The 16,473-nt window shown below is 71.6% G+C and carries 18 protein-coding genes; 11 read left to right on the top strand and 7 right to left on the bottom strand.

Annotated elements, in window-relative coordinates; all coding sequences use genetic code 11:
• The first annotated feature begins 60 nt into the window (after nucleotides 1–60).
• Genes J2X63_RS18530 through J2X63_RS18515 form a run of 4 tightly spaced genes read left to right on the top strand, consistent with a single transcriptional unit; the run spans nucleotide 61 to nucleotide 4,560 of the window.
• The gene (locus J2X63_RS18530) at nucleotides 61–657 is read left to right on the top strand and encodes a TetR family transcriptional regulator (RefSeq protein ID WP_309979995.1); all 597 of its coding nucleotides are present in this window, start codon (nucleotides 61–63) and stop codon (nucleotides 655–657) included.
• On the top strand, nucleotides 654–1,952 hold the full coding sequence (locus J2X63_RS18525) for an MFS transporter (protein ID WP_309979993.1): 1,299 nt from the start codon (nucleotides 654–656) through the stop codon (nucleotides 1,950–1,952). Before J2X63_RS18530 ends, J2X63_RS18525 begins: the two co-directional genes overlap by 4 nt.
• Entirely contained in the window at nucleotides 1,952–3,196 is a 1,245-nt protein-coding gene (locus tag J2X63_RS18520; protein ID WP_309979991.1) for an alanine racemase, read from the top strand. The genes J2X63_RS18525 and J2X63_RS18520 overlap by 1 nt, the downstream gene beginning before the upstream one ends.
• Nucleotides 3,193–4,560 carry a D-arabinono-1,4-lactone oxidase gene (locus J2X63_RS18515; RefSeq protein WP_309979989.1) on the top strand — a complete coding sequence of 456 codons (1,368 nt, stop codon included), beginning with the start codon at nucleotides 3,193–3,195 and terminating at the stop codon, nucleotides 4,558–4,560. Before J2X63_RS18520 ends, J2X63_RS18515 begins: the two co-directional genes overlap by 4 nt.
• On the opposite strand, the gene J2X63_RS18510 is transcribed toward J2X63_RS18515, so the two are convergent.
• The 3 genes from J2X63_RS18510 to J2X63_RS18500 are packed head-to-tail and all read right to left on the bottom strand — an operon-like array spanning nucleotide 4,535 to nucleotide 6,691.
• Nucleotides 4,535–5,269, bottom strand: coding sequence for an ABC transporter permease (locus J2X63_RS18510; protein WP_309979987.1), 735 nt, complete (start codon nucleotides 5,267–5,269; stop codon nucleotides 4,535–4,537). The genes J2X63_RS18515 and J2X63_RS18510 overlap by 26 nt on opposite strands.
• On the bottom strand, nucleotides 5,266–6,039 hold the full coding sequence (locus tag J2X63_RS18505; RefSeq protein WP_309979985.1) for an ABC transporter ATP-binding protein: 774 nt from the start codon (nucleotides 6,037–6,039) through the stop codon (nucleotides 5,266–5,268). Before J2X63_RS18505 ends, J2X63_RS18510 begins: the two co-directional genes overlap by 4 nt.
• Nucleotides 6,029–6,691, bottom strand: coding sequence for a TetR family transcriptional regulator (locus tag J2X63_RS18500; RefSeq protein ID WP_309979983.1), 663 nt, complete (start codon nucleotides 6,689–6,691; stop codon nucleotides 6,029–6,031). The genes J2X63_RS18505 and J2X63_RS18500 overlap by 11 nt, the downstream gene beginning before the upstream one ends.
• A 129-nt stretch (nucleotides 6,692–6,820) precedes the next feature.
• Between J2X63_RS18500 and J2X63_RS18495 the strand changes: the two genes are divergently transcribed.
• Both J2X63_RS18495 and J2X63_RS18490 read left to right on the top strand, forming a co-directional pair.
• Nucleotides 6,821–7,387, top strand: coding sequence for a LemA family protein (locus J2X63_RS18495; protein ID WP_309979981.1), 567 nt, complete (start codon nucleotides 6,821–6,823; stop codon nucleotides 7,385–7,387).
• Nucleotides 7,388–7,396: 9 nt separating this feature from the next.
• On the top strand, nucleotides 7,397–8,275 hold the full coding sequence (locus J2X63_RS18490) for a M48 family metalloprotease (protein WP_309979979.1): 879 nt from the start codon (nucleotides 7,397–7,399) through the stop codon (nucleotides 8,273–8,275).
• Nucleotides 8,276–8,297: 22 nt separating this feature from the next.
• On the opposite strand, the gene J2X63_RS18485 is transcribed toward J2X63_RS18490, so the two are convergent.
• Nucleotides 8,298–9,509 (bottom strand): DNA glycosylase AlkZ-like family protein, encoded by a 1,212-nt coding sequence (locus J2X63_RS18485; protein WP_309979977.1) that lies wholly within the window; start codon nucleotides 9,507–9,509, stop codon nucleotides 8,298–8,300.
• An 81-nt stretch (nucleotides 9,510–9,590) separates the two neighbouring features.
• On the opposite strand from J2X63_RS18485, the gene J2X63_RS18480 reads away from it, so the two are divergent.
• Nucleotides 9,591–10,811 carry an AI-2E family transporter gene (locus J2X63_RS18480; RefSeq protein ID WP_309979975.1) on the top strand — a complete coding sequence of 407 codons (1,221 nt, stop codon included), beginning with the start codon at nucleotides 9,591–9,593 and terminating at the stop codon, nucleotides 10,809–10,811.
• Between the two features lie 4 nt (nucleotides 10,812–10,815).
• Complete coding sequence (gene ilvA, locus J2X63_RS18475) at nucleotides 10,816–12,054, top strand: threonine ammonia-lyase (RefSeq protein ID WP_309979973.1); 1,239 nt, start codon at nucleotides 10,816–10,818, stop codon at nucleotides 12,052–12,054.
• Between the two features lie 89 nt (nucleotides 12,055–12,143).
• On the opposite strand, the gene greA is transcribed toward ilvA, so the two are convergent.
• Nucleotides 12,144–12,635, bottom strand: coding sequence for a transcription elongation factor GreA (gene greA, locus J2X63_RS18470; protein ID WP_309979971.1), 492 nt, complete (start codon nucleotides 12,633–12,635; stop codon nucleotides 12,144–12,146).
• Between the two features lie 57 nt (nucleotides 12,636–12,692).
• Nucleotides 12,693–13,103 (bottom strand): DUF4307 domain-containing protein, encoded by a 411-nt coding sequence (locus J2X63_RS18465; RefSeq protein WP_159602408.1) that lies wholly within the window; start codon nucleotides 13,101–13,103, stop codon nucleotides 12,693–12,695.
• Between the two features lie 132 nt (nucleotides 13,104–13,235).
• Here J2X63_RS18465 and J2X63_RS18460 point away from each other — a divergent pair, with 132 nt between their 5' ends.
• Nucleotides 13,236–13,583: a hypothetical protein gene (locus J2X63_RS18460; protein ID WP_309979969.1), complete on the top strand. Its 348-nt coding sequence runs from the start codon at nucleotides 13,236–13,238 to the stop codon at nucleotides 13,581–13,583.
• Between the two features lie 51 nt (nucleotides 13,584–13,634).
• On the opposite strand, the gene J2X63_RS18455 is transcribed toward J2X63_RS18460, so the two are convergent.
• Complete coding sequence (locus J2X63_RS18455; protein WP_309979967.1) at nucleotides 13,635–14,438, bottom strand: hemolysin III family protein; 804 nt, start codon at nucleotides 14,436–14,438, stop codon at nucleotides 13,635–13,637.
• A 73-nt stretch (nucleotides 14,439–14,511) separates the two neighbouring features.
• On the opposite strand from J2X63_RS18455, the gene J2X63_RS18450 reads away from it, so the two are divergent.
• Entirely contained in the window at nucleotides 14,512–15,297 is a 786-nt protein-coding gene (locus tag J2X63_RS18450; protein WP_309979966.1) for an isoprenyl transferase, read from the top strand.
• A gap of 57 nt (nucleotides 15,298–15,354) precedes the next feature.
• Nucleotides 15,355–16,473: an aminotransferase class V-fold PLP-dependent enzyme gene (locus J2X63_RS18445; RefSeq protein ID WP_309979963.1), complete on the top strand. Its 1,119-nt coding sequence runs from the start codon at nucleotides 15,355–15,357 to the stop codon at nucleotides 16,471–16,473.

Raw genomic sequence — 16,473 nt, 5'->3', positions numbered from 1 at the left:
TACTGGTCCGACTGGGACGATCGTCCCACTTCAGTCGGCGATGGAGTCGAGAGGAGCCGCGTGGTCCGCATCCCCGCGTCCGAGCGCCGCACCGCGCTCATCGAGGCGGCCCTGCGCGTGGTGTCGCGTCGCGGCATCGCCCAGGCCACGACGCGCGCGATCGTGGCCGAGGCCGGCATGAGCCTCGCGAGCTTCCACTATGCGTTCGACTCGCGCGACGAGCTCATCGACGAGCTCATCGCGACCGTGGTCGCGCGGGAGCAGCTCGCGGTCATCCCCGACCTCGTTCCCGGCCAGAGCCTCGCCGAGTTGCTCGAATCGGGCATCCTCGGCTACTTCGAGCACCTCAAGGCCGATCCCGAGCACGAGCAGGCGATGCTCGAGCTCACGCAGTACGCGCTCCGGTCGCCCGAGCGCAACGCCCTCGCACTCGCCCAGTACGCCAAGTACGTCGAGCTCGCCGAGCGCTCCCTCGAGCTGGCGGCCGACGTCGCCGAGATCGACTGGCGGCTGCCGGTCCGCGACGTGGCGCGCGTCCTCGTGGCGTTCACCGACGGACTCACCCTCACCTGGCTCGTCGATCGCGACGACGATGCCGCCCGGGCGGTCGCACGTGCGGCCGCCGATGCCCTCTCGAGAATGGCCGACCCCCGATGACGAGCCTCGACCCCGCCCCGCCCACCCCGGGGCATCCCGCGAGCGACCGGCAGCCGCTCGCCGCGCTCGCCGAACCCGTGCGCCGCGTCTCGGCCGGCTGGATCGGCGCCTTCGCGACCGTGTGGCTCGGCGTCTGGATGGCGCAACTCACCCCGGTGCAGCTCCTGCTGCCCGCGCAGATCGACGCGGTGCTGCACCCCGAGGACTGGGTGGACAGCGTGGTGGCCTTCGGCACGATCTCGGGCGTCGCGGCGGTCGCCACGATCATCGCGTACCCCCTCACGGGCGCGCTCTCCGACCGCACCACGTCGCGGTTCGGGCGCCGCCGCCCGTGGATCGTCGTCGGCGCCCTCGTCTTCGCGCTGTCGCTCGTCGCGCTCGGGCTGCAGACCGAGATCTGGGCGATCGGGGCTGCGTGGGTCGCGGCATCCGTCGGCTTCTGCATCATGACGGCCGCGCTGACGGCGACCATCTCCGACCAGGTGCCGGTGAACCAGCGCGGGTTCGTGTCCGGCTGGATGTCGGCGCCGCAGGCGGTGGGCATCATCGTCGGCCTCCTGCTCGTGACCGAGCTCGTCACCGACCAGTCCCTGGGCTACCTCCTGCTCGCGGTGATCCTCCTCGTGCTCGCGGTGCCGTTCCTGTTCCGCCACGACCAGCCGCTCGCGGCTGCGGAGCGTCGGCGGGTCACCGCGAAGGGCATCCTCGCCGGGTTCTGGATCAGCCCTCGCAAGTACCCCGACTTCGGCTGGACCCTGCTCAGCCGCGTGCTCGTGTCGGTCGGCAACGCGCTCGGCACGAGCCTCCTGCTGTACTTCCTGATGTTCCAGCTCGACGATCCGCACGCCGAGGACGACCTCATCGTGCTCACGCTCATCTACATGGTGTTCGTGATCCTCGCGTCGCTGCTGCTGGGGCGCCTCTCCGACCGCCTGGGCCGCCGCAAGGCGTTCGTGTTCCTCGCCTCGGGGCTCCAGGGCGTCGCGGCGCTGCTCCTCGCCTGCTTCCCCGACCTCACGGTCGCGATGGTCGCCGCCGGCATCCTCGGGCTCGGATACGGCTGCTTCCTCTCGGTCGACCAGGCTCTCGCCACCCAGGTGCTGCCCGACGCCGCCTCGCGCGGCAAGGACCTCGGCATCATGAACATCGCCACGGCGGTGCCGCAGGCCGTCGGGCCGCTCATCGGCGCCGCGGCCGTGGTCGCCACCGGCTCCTTCGTGCTCGTCTTCGTGCTCGGCGCGATCTTCGCGTTCGCCGGGGCACTCGCGGTCTCGCGCGTCAGGAGCGTGCGCTGATGACCCTCGACCTCGCCATGACGACCACGGGCACGGATGCCGCGCCCTGGCGTTCGCCCGAACGCCACTGGCCCGCCCTCAGCGCCGCCACGGCCGGGCTCGACGCCCCGGTCGGCGCCCTCCACCTCGGGGCGCTGCGCCACAACGCGCACGACATGCTGCGCCGCGCGCACGGCACGCCGATCCGCATCGCGTCGAAGTCCGTGCGCGTGCGCAGCGTCATCGAGGCGCTGCTGCGCCAGCCCGGCTACCGGGGGGTGCTCGCCTACACGCTCGCCGAGGCGCTGTGGCTCGCCGACACGGTCGACGACCTCGTCGTCGGCTATCCCACGGCGGAGCGCGGCAGCATCCGCCGCCTCGCCGGCGACGCCGACCTCGCGAGCCGCGTCACCCTCATGGTCGACTCGCCCGAGCAGCTCGACCTCATCGACGCCGTGCTGCCGCCGTCGCAGCGCGAGGAGATCCGCGTCTGCCTCGAGCTCGACGCGTCGTGGCACGCCCCGGTGCTCGGCCACCTCGGCGTGCGCCGGTCGCCCGTGCACGACCCGGCCGACGCGGGCGCGCTGGCCGCCTACATCGTGCGACGGCCCGGCTTCCGGCTCGTCGGCATGATGTCGTACGAGGCCCAGATCGCCGGCGTCGTGAACCGCCCGGCGGGGCGCCCGGTCGACGGAGCGGTGAATCGCTGGATGCAGTCGCGTTCGCTGCCCGAGCTGCTCGAGCGCCGCGCCCGTGCGGTCGCCGCGGTGCGCCGACACGCCGACCTCGAGTTCGTGAACGGCGGCGGCACCGGCTCGCTCGAGGCGACGGCGGCGGATGCCTCGATCACCGAGATCGCCGCGGGCTCCGGCCTCTTCGGCGGGCACCTGTTCGACGGCTACGCGCACTTCACCCCCGCACCCGCGGCGGCGTTCGCCCTCGACGTCGTGCGCTCGCCGAGCCCGGCCCACGCCACGATCCTCGGCGGCGGCTGGATCGCGTCGGGCCCGCCCGGGCCCGACCGGGTGCCGCGCATCGTCTGGCCCGAGGGGCTCGCGATGGTGCCGCGCGAGTCGGCCGGTGAAGTCCAGACGCCCGTCACCGGCGCTGCGGCCGGGCGCCTGCGTGCGGGCGATCGCGTCTGGTTCCGGCACACCAAGTCGGGCGAGCTGTCGGAGCACCTGAACGCGTTCGCCGTCGTCGACGGCGACGCGGTGGTCGACACCGTGCCCACCTACCGAGGCGAGGGGAAGGCGTTCCTGTGACGGCGAGCGGAGACCTGTGGCGCAACTGGGGCCGCACCGAGGCGGTGCGCCCGGTGCGGGTGGAACGGCCGGCCACGGCCGGGGCGGTGCAGCGGGCGGTCGCCGCCGCCGCGGCATCCGGCCTGCGCGTGAAGCCCGTCGGCGCCGGCCACAGCTTCACCGGCATCGCCGTCGCCCCCGACGTGCAGCTCGACCTCGGCGACCTCACGGGCGTCATCGACGCGGATGTCGCGACCGGCCGGGTCACGCTCGCCGCCGGCACCCGACTGCACCAGCTGCCTGCCCTGCTCGCCCCGTACGGCCTCGCGCTGCCGAACATGGGCGACATCGACCGGCAGACCATCGCCGGCGCGACCTCCACCGGAACGCACGGCACGGGGCTCGGCTTCGGCGGCCTCGCGACGCAGATCGTCGGGGCGAAGCTCGTGACCGGCACCGGCGAGCTCCTCACCGTCAGCGAGACCGAGCGACCCGAGCTGCTGCCCGCCGTGCGCGTCGGCCTGGGCGCCCTCGGCGTGCTCGTCGAGGTGACGCTGCAGCTGGTGCCCCGGTTCGTGCTCCACGCCGTCGAGCGCCCCGAGCCGTTCGGGCTCGTCGTCGACGAGTGGCTCGACCGAGTGCGCGCGCACGACCACTTCGAGTTCTACTGGTTCCCCCACACCGACACCGCCCTGACGAAGACGAACACCCGGCTGCCGGCCGACGCGCCTCGCAAGCCCCTCGGGCCGGTCTCGCGCTGGGTGGACGACGAGCTCGTCGCCAATGGACTGTTCGGGGCCGCCTGCCGCGCCCTGACGGTCGCACCTCGTCTCACTCCGCACCTCGCCTGGCTCACCGACAAGCTGAGCGGCAACCGCGACTTCACCGACTTCTCGCCGTCGGTGTTCACCAGTGCGCGCCGGGTGCGATTCCGCGAGATGGAGTACGCCATCCCGCTCGAGGCCGTGCCGGATGCGGTGCGCGAGGTGCGGGCGCTCATCGAGCGGAAGGGGTGGAACATCACCTTCCCGATCGAGGTGCGCGCCGCGGCATCCGACGACAACTGGCTCTCGACGGCGCACGGCCGGGACACCGGCTACATCGCGGTGCACCGCTACTACCGCGAGGACCCGCGGGAGTACTTCGCCGCCGTGGAGGAGATCATGCGCGGACTCGGGGGTCGCCCGCACTGGGGCAAGATGCACACGCAGACCAGTGAGACGCTGCGCGACGTGTACCCGCGGTTCGACGACTTCCTGCGGGTGCGCGACGAGCTCGACCCCGAGCGCCGCTTCGCGAACGCCTACCTCGATCGCGTGCTCGGCGGCCCGACGGCGACCCCCGTGACGGATGCCCCGGCTACGGAGTCCGCCGACGCAGCGTGACCGAGCCCAGCACGATCGAGCCGACGATCCACGCGATCACGACGAGGAGCTTCGAGATGATCCACGCGGTGTCCTCGTCGCCGGTCGAGACGGCGTTTAGCGCGTCGATGGCGTAGGTGAGCGGCAGCCATCCGCTGATCGCCTCGAGGCCCGCCGGCAGTTGGTCGGTGGGCAGGAAGATGCCGCCGAGCAGCACCTGCGGGAAGACGAAGACCGGCAGGAACTGCACCACCTGGAACTCGGTGCGGGCGAACGCGCTCGCGAGGAGGCCCAGGGCGGTCCCGAGCAGGGCGTCGCAGATGGCGACCGCGAACAGCAGCACCAGTGACCCCTCGATCTCGAGCCCGCACACCCAGACCGCGAACGAGACCGCGATCGCGGTCTGGAAGATCGCGAGGAATCCGAACGCGAGCGCATAGCCGAGGATGAAGTCGCCCTTGCCGAGCGGCATCGAGAACAGCCGCTCGAGCGTTCCGCTGCGCCGTTCGCGGAGGGTCGCGATGCTCGTCACGAGGAACATCACGATGAACGGGAAGAGCGCCAGCATCGCCGGGCCGATCGAGGCGAAGGTGTCGGTGTCGGTGAACATCCAGGCGACGAGGCCGATGAGCAGGCTCGGCACCACGAGGAGCAGGCCGATGGTGCGGGGGTCGTGCCGGATCTGCGAGAGCACCCGGCCGGTGGTCGCGAACGTGCGCGCGAGGTTCATCGTGCCGCCTCCCGTCCGGACTCGGGTCGCAGGTCGGGCTGGCCGCGCTCGATGAGCCGCAGGAACGCCGTCTCGATGTCGTCGGTGCCGGTGGCCTCGAGCACGCCGGGCACGGTGTCGTCGGCGAGCAGGGCGCCGTCGCGCATGAGCAGCAGGCGGTCGCAGCGTTTGGCCTCGTCCATCACGTGGCTCGACACGAGCAGGGTGGCGCCGTCGGCGGCGAGCCGGTGGAAGAGGTCCCAGAGCTCGACGCGCAGCACGGGGTCGAGCCCGACGGTCGGCTCGTCGAGCACGAGCACCTCGGGCGCGCCGAGGAGGGCGGCGGCGAGCGACACGCGTCCGCGCTGGCCGCCCGAGAGCGCGCCGGCGAGGCGGTCGGCCACCGAGCCGAGGTCGGTGCGGTCGATGACGGCGTCGATGTCGGATGCCGGTGCGCCGAGGATCCGGCGGAAGTAGGCGAGGTTCTGCCGCACCGTGAGGTCGTCGTACACGCTCGCCTGCTGCGTGACGTAGGCCAGGCGGGTGCGGAGCTCCCGGGAGCCGGCCGGGAGGCCGAGCACCGCGATGCGACCCGAGTCGACCACCTGCACGCCGACGATGGCGCGCATGAGGGTGGTCTTGCCGCTGCCGCTCGGTCCGAGGAGGCCGACGATGCGACCCTTCGGCACGGTCAGCGAGAGGCCGTGCAGGACCGGGATGCGGGAGCGGCGCACGTGCAGGTCGTCGACCACGATGGCCGGCGGCGCCGCGGCATCCGCGTTATTCACCATGTGCTGAATTGTGCGCGCGCACCGGGGCGCTGTCAAGCATCGGACCGGTGCCGGTGAGGTGCCACTGCACGGCTGGACCGACGCGCGCCACGATCTCGTCATCGCTCATGGACGCCACCGGGTCGAAGGCAAGGACGTAGCGCAGCATGATGACGCCCACGAGCTGCGAGGCGGCCAGTTGCGCCCGCAGTTCGGCGTCGGCCTCGTCGGCGATGCGGCCCGCCAGCCGGTGCATGATCTCCCGGCGCAGGAACTCCCGGAGCATGCGCGCGACCGGGCCGTGCCCGATCGCCGAGCGCATGGCCGCGGTCGCCGCGGGACGCACCGCGGGGTTGTCCCACGCGATGAGCACCGTGCGCACGAGCCTGGCCCCGAGCTCCTCGAGCGGACCGTCGAGCGCGCCCTGCACGAGGCGGTCGGGGCGCAGCGGCACCGCGACGACCTCCACGACGAGCGCCGACTTGTCCTCGAAGTAGTGGTGCACGAGCGACGGGTCCACCCCGGCGCGGCGCGCGATCGAGCGGATGGACGCACCCTCATAGCCGCGCTCGCCGAACTCCGCGGCGGCGGCGTCGAGGATCCGGGCCTTCGTGTCGTCGCGGTTCGCGCCTCGTGGGCGCCCGCGTCGTCGCGGCTCTGCACGCTGCTCCACACCGCGAGCCTACGCCCGGCGGTGCCCGCGGTTCCCTCCGAGTCTCATGGGAAGCCCACTGGTGCCGCCTGCCCGCTCGGTAGGATGAGAGCACCCCCGATCGTCGCTGGAGCGCTAGGAGTCCGTGCCATGGAATGGCTGATCCCCGTCATCATCGTCGTCGCGCTCGTGGTGATCATCGGGATCTACCTCTGGGCGACCTACAACTCCCTCGTGACCCTCAACGTCCGCGTCGACGAGGCGTGGAGCGACATCACCGTGCAGCTCAAGCGCCGGGCCGACCTCATCCCCAACCTGATCGAGGCGGTCAAGGGCTACGCGGCCCACGAGAAGGCCGTCTTCGAGAACGTCACACGCGCGCGCGCGGAGACGCTGCAGGCGCAGGGGCCGGCCGAGGCGGGGGCAGCCGAGAACCACATGCAGCAGGCGCTGAAGTCGATCTTCGCGGTCGCCGAGGCGTACCCGCAGCTGCAGGCCAGCCAGAACTTCCTCCAGCTGCAGTCCGAGCTGGTCGACACCGAAGACAAGATCCAGGCGTCGCGCCGCTTCTACAACGGCGGCGTGCGGGAGCTCAACACGAAGATCAAGGTGTTCCCCAACACCCTGTTCGTGCGCGGCCTGGGCTTCCACGAGCGGGACTTCTTCGAGGTCACGGAGCCTGCGGCCATCGCAGAGCCGCCGCGCGTGCAGTTCTAAGGGCCGGCGTTGTACCGAGCGATCGCCAGGAACAAACGCAACACCGTCTTCATCATCCTGTTCTTCCTGGCCATCATCGGCGGGCTCGGATGGCTCGCGGCATGGGTCTACCAGGACCCCACCATCGTGATCGTCACCGTCGTGATCGCCAGCGCCTACGCGCTGTTCCAGTACTTCACCGCCGACCGGCAGGCCCTCGCCATGTCGGGCGCGATCGAGTTGCGCAGCAAGGCCGACCACCCACGGCTGTGGCGCACCGTCGAGAACCTGTCGATCGCGACGGGCACGCCGATGCCCCGGGTGTTCGTCATCTCCGACCCGGCGCCCAACGCCTTCGCCACCGGCCGTGACCCCGAGCATGCCGTGGTCGCGGCCACCACGGGCCTGCTCGAGCTCCTGGACGACGCCGAGCTCGAGGGCGTCATGGCCCACGAGCTCGGGCATGTGCGCAACTACGACATCCGCCTGTCGATGATCGTGTTCGGCCTCGTCGTGGCCGTCGGGTTCATCTCCGACATGTTCGTGCGCATGACCTTCTTCGGCCGCAACAACAACAGCAACGGCAATCCGATCCTGTTGGTCGTGGGCCTCGTCGCCATGCTCATCGCCCCGCTCGTCGCCAGCCTGGTGCAACTGGCGGTCTCACGTCAGCGCGAGTACCTGGCGGATGCCACGGGCGCGATGACGACCCGTCACCCCGACGCACTGGCGAGCGCCCTCGAGAAGCTCGAGCAGTACGGCCGGCCGATGCGTCGCCAGAACACGTCGATGGCCCACCTCTGGATCGCGGATCCGCTGAAGCCGGGCGTGGTCGGCCGCCTCTTCGCGACGCATCCGCCGATCGCCGAGCGCGTGAAGCGGCTCGAGCAGATGGGCGGCGCCTTCTAGGCCGGTCGCACGTCGTCGCGACTCACGCCGCCGACGCGAGCTCGGCGCGGAGCGCGGGCGCGAGGTCGCCGCGGTCGGCCACCTCGATGCCGTCGAGCCCCTGCCAGGCGGCCGCCCGCCACAGCACGGGCACGAGCCGCGCCGCGGCGTCGGCCGGGGCGCCGGACTCGGACCAGGCCGACTGCACGCGCAGCACCTTGGCCTTGCGATCGCTCTTGAGGTCGACGCGGCCGACCACGTCGTCGTCGATGAGCACGGGCAGCGAGTAGTAGCCGAACTTGCGATCAGGTTCGGGCGTGTAGATCTCGATGCGGTAGTGGAAGTCGAACAGGCGCTCGGTGCGCGGCCGGAACCAGACCACCGGGTCGAACGGCGAGAGCACGGTCGCCCCCTCGACGCGGCGGGGCCGTCGCGCATCGCGATGCAGCCAGGTCGGTGTCGGTCGCGTGCCGGTCGTCCACCCGGGCACCTGCACGGGCAGCAGCACCCCGGCGTCTTCGAGGTCGCGGATCGCCGCGCGCACGGGCGTGCGCTTCATGCGCCAGTAGTCGGCCAGGTCGGCCTCGGTGGCGATGCCGAGGGCGGATGCCGCGCGGCCGATCAGTTCGCGCACCGCGTCGGCCTCGGCCGGCGCCTCGCAGAGCAGCTCGGGCGCAAGCGCCTGCTCGGGCAGCGCGTAGACCCGCTCGAACCGCCGCCGTTCGATGCAGACGACCTCGCCGACCCGGAACATCCACTCGAGCGTGCGCTTGACGTCGGACCAACCCCACCACGGGCCGCGACGCTCGTTCGCGTCGTGCTCGATGTCGCTCGCCCGCATCGGCCCGTTGGCGCCGAGCTCGCCGCGCAGCCAGTCAGCGAGCGGGCGGTTCTCGACGAGCCACCCGCCCCAGTCGCTGCCGACCCGGCGGTGCTCCTCGCGCCGGAACTCGAAGAGCGGCCACAGGTCGCGCGGGATGAACGCCGCCTGGTGCGCCCAGTACTCCACCGTGCGGCCCCGTCGGCCGGTGGTGAGGCGGTCGAGGACCTGCCGGTCGTAGTCGCCGATCCGGCTGAAGGCTGGGAGGTAGTGGCTGCGTTCGAACACGTTGACCGAGTCGATCTGCAACAGCCCCAGCCGGTCGATCACCGCGGCGACCTGGCGCGTGCCGGGTGACTCCGGCACGGGGCGGCCGAAGCCCTGGGCCGTGAGGGCGATGCGGCGGGCGAGCGCGAGGGAGACGGTGTCGACCATGGTGCCCCGACCCTATACGCGACCACCGACAGCGGGCGCAATCATGCCGCTCGCCGCATGCGGCCCGCCTAGACTGGAGCGATGACGGAGTCGGCGGGGAAGGCTCGGGGCGGGTTCATCGGCAGGCGCCAGGCGGGCGGCCGGGAGACGCCGCCCCCGACGCGCCGGGATGCCTCCGAATCGGTGCCCTTCGGCATGCGCCTCGCCGCCGCCTGGTCGTGGCGCCTCCTCCTCGTCGGCGGCGTCCTCGCCGTCGTCATCTTCCTCATCATCCAGCTTCGTCTCATCGTCATCCCGCTGCTCGTGGCGGTGCTCCTCGGCGCGCTGCTCGTGCCGTTCTCGAAGTTCCTGCAGCGCCACCGCTGGCCGAAGTGGCTCGCCGTCGCCGTCGCGATGCTCACCGCCCTCGTCATCGTCGGCGGACTGCTCGCCGTCGGCATCACGTTCATCGCCCGGGGCGCCAGCGACCTCGCGGAGCAGTCGGTCGTGGCGTGGGACCAGTTCCGCGAGTCGCTCCTCCAGGGTCCCTTCCACATCACCGAGCAGCAGCTCAACGACTGGATGGCGCAGATCGCCTCCTCCGTGCAGGAGGACAGCGGCATCCTCGTCAGCGGCGCGCTCTCGCTCGGGTCGACGCTCGGGCACTTCCTCGCCGGCACGCTGCTCACGCTCTTCGCGACGCTCTTCATCCTGATCGACGGGCGTGGCATCTGGCGCTGGATCGTCGGAGTCTTCCCGCGCCGCGCACGGGCCGCCGTCGACGGCGCCGGGCTCGCCGGGTGGAACACGCTGCAGAACTTCGTGAAGGTGCAGATCCTCGTCGCCACCATCGACGCGATCGGCATCGGCCTCGGCGCGTTCTTCCTGGGGGTCCCGCTGGCGGTGCCCATCGCCATCCTCGTCTTCCTCGGCTCGTTCATCCCGATCGTCGGCGCGGTCGTGACCGGCGCCCTCGCCGTCTTCGTCGCCCTCGTCTACAACGGACCGGTCATCGCGCTCATCATGCTCGGCATCGTGCTGCTCGTGCAGCAGGTCGAGGGCCACGTGCTGCAGCCGCTCATCATGGGCACGGCCGTGAAGGTGCATCCGCTCGGCGTCGTCGTCGCCGTCGCGACCGGTTCCCTCGTCGCCGGCATTCCCGGCGCCCTGTTCGCGGTGCCCGTCGCCGCGGTGCTCAACGTCATGATCAACTACGTGTCATCCGGGAGCTGGAAGGGCGACGCCGCCCCACCGTCCGACGAGGTGCGATCTCCGCTCTGGCGCACCGTGCCGCAGCGGCCGGGCTACCAGCGAGGAGAATGAACACGTGATCACCACCATTCCGGGGCCCGGCCTCGCCCAGTTCGAGGACGCTCGCGAGGTCGTGGCGCGCGTGGCGCGGCGTACGCCGATGGAGACCTCCCGGTTCCTCGCCGACCGGCTCGGCGTGCCCGTGTACCTGAAGTGCGAGAACCTCCAGCGCACCGGCTCCTACAAGCTGCGCGGGGCGTACCACCGCATCTCGGCGCTGAGCGCCGAGGAGCGCGCGCGGGGGGTCGTCGCCGCCTCCGCCGGGAACCACGCCCAGGGCGTCGCCTACGCAGCCCGCGAGCTCGGCATCCGCGCCACGATCTTCATGCCCGTCGGCGTGGCCCTGCCGAAGCTCGATGCCACTCGCCAGTACGGAGCAGACGTCGTGCTCCAGGGCGACTCGATCGGCGAGACCCTCGAAGCGGCCACCGCGTTCGCCGCCGAGACGGGCGCCGTGGTGATCCCGCCGTTCGACCACCCCGACGTGATCGCCGGGCAGGGCACGCTCGGCCTCGAGATCCTCGAGCAGGCTCCGGATGCCACGACCATCGTCGTGCCGATCGGCGGCGGTGGCCTCGCCGCGGGCATCGCCAGCGCGGCGAAGCAGCAGGCCGCGCGCGAGGGCCGCACCATCCGCATCGTCGGGGTGCAGGCCGAGAACGCCGCGCCCTACGTCGCCTCCCTCGCCGCGGGGCAGCCCAGGCAGGTGCCGGTCGTGCCGACGATCGCCGACGGCATCGCCGTGTACCGCCCGGGCGAGCTCAACTTCGCGATCATCCGGGAGGCGATCGACGAGGTCGTCACGGTCTCGGAGGACGACATCGCCCGTGCCCTCCTCGTGCTCCTCGAGCGGGCCAAGCTCGTCGTCGAGCCGGCGGGCGCCGTCGCGGTCGCGGCCATGATGACTGGCGCCGTGCCCACCGACGGGCCCATCGTGGCCGTGCTGTCTGGGGGCAACATCGATCCGCTGCTCATGCAGCGCGTCGTCGCGCACGGCCTCAGCGCGTCCGACCGCTACCTGACGATCAGCGTCGGGCTGCCCGACCGGCCCGGCCAGCTCGCCCGCGTCGCCGAGCTGCTCGCGGAGGCGAACGCCAACGTCATCGAGGTGCTGCACACCCGGCACGGATCGGGGTTGCAGATCTCCGAGGTCGAGCTCCGGCTCTCGGTCGAGACCCGGGGTCCCGAGCACCGCGAGCATGTCGTCGAGGTGCTGCGCCGCGCCGGGTACGAGCCGCGGGTCGAGACCGACTGATCCTCGCTCCCCGTCACCGGGGATGCCCCGACGACGACGGCCCCCGCGCAGTGCGCGGAGGCCGTCGGATCGCTCGGGCGGGACGCGTCCTACTGGCCGCCCCAGGTCTCGACGCCGGTGACCTCCACCGAGATCTCGCGCCCGTTCGGCGCGGTGTAAGTGGTGCGGTCGCCGACCTTCAGGCCGATGATGGCGGCGCCGAGCGGGGACTGCTCGCTGAACACGTCGAGCTCGGAGTCGCCGGCGATCTCGCGGCTGCCGATGAGGAAGGTCTCCTCGTCACCGGCGATGACGGCGGTGATGACGGTGCCGGGCTCGACGACGCCCGACGACTGCGGCGCCTCGCCGACCTGGGCCGTGCGCAGCAGCTCCTTCAGCTGGCGGATGCGCGCCTCCTGCTTGCCCTGCTCGTCCTTCGCGGCGTGGTACCCGCCGTTCTCCTTGAGGTCGCCCTCTTCACGCGCGGCCTCGATGCGCTTGGCGATCTCCTCGCGACCATGCGTGGAGAGCTCCTCGAGCTCGGCTGCGAGTCGGTCGAAGGCCTCCTGCGTGAGCCAGGTGACGGTGGCGTCCTGCGCCATGGTGCACTCCTGAGATAGACGTGTCGCCCCGGCAGCTGCCGAGGCGAATGCCCCATATTAGGTGAGCCAGCAGCGCGAAATCAAACCCGTGTTCGCTTCGCGCGCAACGCGTACGGTGTCGGTGAAGGTGCGCAGATGACGGTCGGATGCCGGGATCTCGACGACCTTCCAACCGACCACGGTGAAGTCCTCGTCGTAGGCCTGCACGATGCAGGCCGTCTCGTTGCCGGGCGGCACCGAGAGCGTCCAGCTGACCTCCACGGCGCGTTCGTCGTTGAGCAGCCGGTGACCGGTGTCGATGGCCTCGACCGAGGGCTTCTGGCCGTCGAGGCCAGCCCACACGACCCAGGCGATCAGCACGACCGCGAAGGCGACCGCTCCGCCGATCAGGAGCAGCCGGTCGCGGGTGCGATTGGTGCGGGTGCGGCCGTAGCGTGCGGCGAGCGTGTCGGACTGCTGCTCGGCCACGGCCTCGGCTCCTTCCCACGTCGATCGTCTAGGCTTGGCATCCAGCCTAGCCGCCCCCGCGAAGCCGAAATCCGCTGCGAAAGTGAGTCCGATGCTCGTCGTGCCCGCCTGCCCCATCGACGGAGCGCACTCGTGATCGCCGCCGCCCCACGCCTCCTCGTCCACGCGGCCGAGGAGGAGTTCGATCCGAACACCGTGACGCCCGGCATCTGGGGGTTCGTCCTCACGTTCCTCGTCATGGTCGTCGTCGTGCTGCTCGTGCTCGACATGGTGCGTCGCATCCGCCGGGTGAACTACCGTGCCGAGGTGCGCGAGCAGCTCGAGGCCGAGCGTCGCGAGGAGGAGCTCCACGAGCTCGAGGACGGCTTCGCCGGGCCGGATGCCGCGGAGCCCCCGATCGCGAAGGCGCCGCCGTCCGACGAGGCCCGGCCGGCGGCCTCCGACGACCACGACGACGAGGGCCAGCCGCCCGTTCGCTGACGACCCGAGCGGCGGCGGGCCGACTCGCGTGCCGCGCCGGCGTCGGAGGGCTCAGCCCACGTGGTAGACGGGGTGCATCGCGATGATGAGCGTCGCCGTCCAGTGGCACATGAACGCCAGCACGGTGCAGGCATGGAAGATCTCGTGGAACCCGAACCGGCCGGGCCACGGGTTCGGCTTCTTTAGCGCATAGACGATCGCGCCGGCGGTGTAGAGCAGGCCGCCGACGATGACGAGCACCATCATCGCGACGCTCGCCTCCAGCAGGTCGCCGAGGTACATGACCGCCGCCCAGCCGAGCAGCAGGTACAGCGGCACGTAGAGCCATCGCGGCGCGTGGATCCAGAACACGCGGAACCCGATGCCGATGAGCGCGCCGGCCCACACGATGCCGAGGAGCAGCCAGCCCTTCTCGGGCGGCAGCGCGAGGATCGCCAGCGGCGTGTACGTGCCCGCGATGAGCAGGAAGATGTTGGCGTGGTCGATGCGCTTCAGCACGAGCTTCGTGCGCGGTTTCCAGTCGAACCGGTGGTACAGCGCGGAGTTGCCGAAGAGCAGCATCGACGTGAGGGTGAAGACCGCTGACGCCCACTTCGCGGGGGCGCCCTCGGCGAGCACGATGAGTACCACGCCCGCGACGATCGTCACCGGGAAGGTGCCCGCGTGGATCCAGCCGCGCCACGTGGGCTTCACGTCGGCGGGCTGGGCCAGCGCGTCGTCGAGGAGCGGGATGTTGGGCAGGTCGGGCCCGTGCTCGTCGCGGCTGACCGCCAGGTCCGACGTGTCGTCGGGCGCGACCGGGCGGCTGAGCTCCTCCGCGAGGTCGGCGGACTCGTGGCGGCGCTTCGGGGTCATGCACACAGCGTAGGCCAACGCCCGTCGTCCGCGGCTGTGAGTCCCCGCGATGGCGGAGCGGTAGCGTAGTGCCGTGCAGACCAGCGATCAGCCCCTCGGTCGCGGCATCCTCTATCGCCTCTACGGGAACCGCCTCCGGCGTGGACTCGACCCAGCCGCGCTGCCCCGGCACGTCGCCATGATCATCGACGGCAACCGGCGGTGGGCCCGGCAGCTCGGGTACGACAGCGCCGCGCACGGCCATCGCGCCGGCGCCGCGAAGATGCGCGAGTTCCTGGAGTGGTGCGACGACCTGGGCATCTCCGTCGTCACGCTCTACCTGCTCTCCAGCGACAACCTCGGGAACCGGCCCAGCGCCGAGCTCGCCGACCTGATCGAGATCATCGCCGAGCTCGCCGAGGAGCTCTCGCACTATCGCGACTGGCGGGTCCAGCACGTGGGGTCGGATGCCGGCCTGCCCGCGCCGCTCGTGGCCGCACTCGACGCCGCCGAGCACCGCACGGCCGACAAGCGGGGCCTGCACGTGAACCTCGCGGTCGGGTACGGCGGACGCAAGGAGATCACCGACGCGATGCGCTCCATCGTGGCGGCGCACCACGCCGAGGGGCGGAGCCTGGAGGATCTGGCCGAGCGACTCACCCCCGACCTGATCGGCGAGCACCTGTACACCGGCGGTCAGCCCGACCCCGACCTGGTGATCCGCACGTCGGGGGAGCAGCGCCTCAGCGACTTCATGCTGTGGCAGGCCGCGCACAGCGAGTTCTACTTCGTCGAGGCCCTCGGGCCCGACCTCCGGCAGGTCGACTTCCTCCGGGCGCTGCGCGACTATGCGAAGCGCCACCGCAGATTCGGCGGGTGAGAACGCTCACACACCGGCTGGGGTCTGTCATGATATGGCTCGGAGAAGGGGGCGTACGTGACCATCGACGCATTCATCGCCGGGTTCACCGATGAGCCCGGGTACCTCGACTACGGTCGGTTCGGCCCGCTCGCGACCGCCGCCGCCGAGGAGTCCTTCGCGCTCACCCAGGTGCTCCAGCGCGCGCGCCACGGCAGTGTCGACGTGTTCGCCGAGCAGGACGCGCGGGTGCGCGCCGCGGCATCCGCGTTGCTCGGATTCCCCGCGGACGCGATCGTGTTCCAGCCGAACACCTCCCAGGGGCTCATGCATGCCATGTTCGGGCTCACGGGCAGCGTGCTCCTCTCGCCCGGAGAGTTCCCGAGCGTGCCGATCGCGGCCGTTCGGGCGCAGGAGGCGCTGCACGCCGTGCAGCCGGCCTGGCTCGAGACCGACCACGGCAAGGTGACCCCCGGCCAGATCCGCGAGCAGCTGGAGTCGAACGTCGCGGCGGTCGCCGTGAGCCTCGTGGACTCCCGAACGGGCTACCTCTGCGACATCGAGGGCATCCGGCAGGTGATCGGCGACCGGCTGCTCATCGTCGACGCCATCCAGGGCTTCGGGGTCGTGGACGCGCCGTGGGAGGCGGCCGACGTCGTCGTGACGGGCGGCCAGAAGTGGTGCCGCGCGGGCTGGGGCACCGGCCTCATGGCCCTGTCGCCGCGAGCCCTCGAACGACTCACTCCCGTGTTCTCGGGATTCACCGGCACCGAGGAGGCGGAGCCGTGGGACCACGTGCCGCCACCCGCTCCCGGCGCCCGCGCCTACCGCGTGTCGAACCCCGACCCCATCGCCGAGGCCCGCTTCGCGGCCGCCCTCGAGGACATCGCGCAGGCCGGCGTGCCCGAGATCAACACCGCGGTGGCGGAGCGGGTGAGCCGGGTGATCGAACTGGCCGACGAGTTCGCCGTGCCCGTGGTGAGCTCGCGCGACGAGCAGGAGCGCGCCGGCATCGTCGTGCTCGAGCCGCCGGCGGGACAGGTCACCTACCTCACCGCCTCGATGCACAACCATGGCGTGACGGCGACCACCCGGCAGGGCCAGGTGCGCCTCAGCGTGCACGCGGCCACCAGCGAGGAGACGCTCGACATGCTCCGCGCCGCGTTCGTGTCGTACGGCACGGCCGCGTCGTACTGA

The organism is Agromyces sp. 3263, assembly GCF_031456545.1.
Taxonomy (GTDB): Bacteria; Actinomycetota; Actinomycetes; order Actinomycetales; family Microbacteriaceae; genus Agromyces.
The sequence above is the reverse complement of the archived record's forward strand: the minus strand, read 5'-3'. Positions and strand labels throughout refer to the sequence as shown.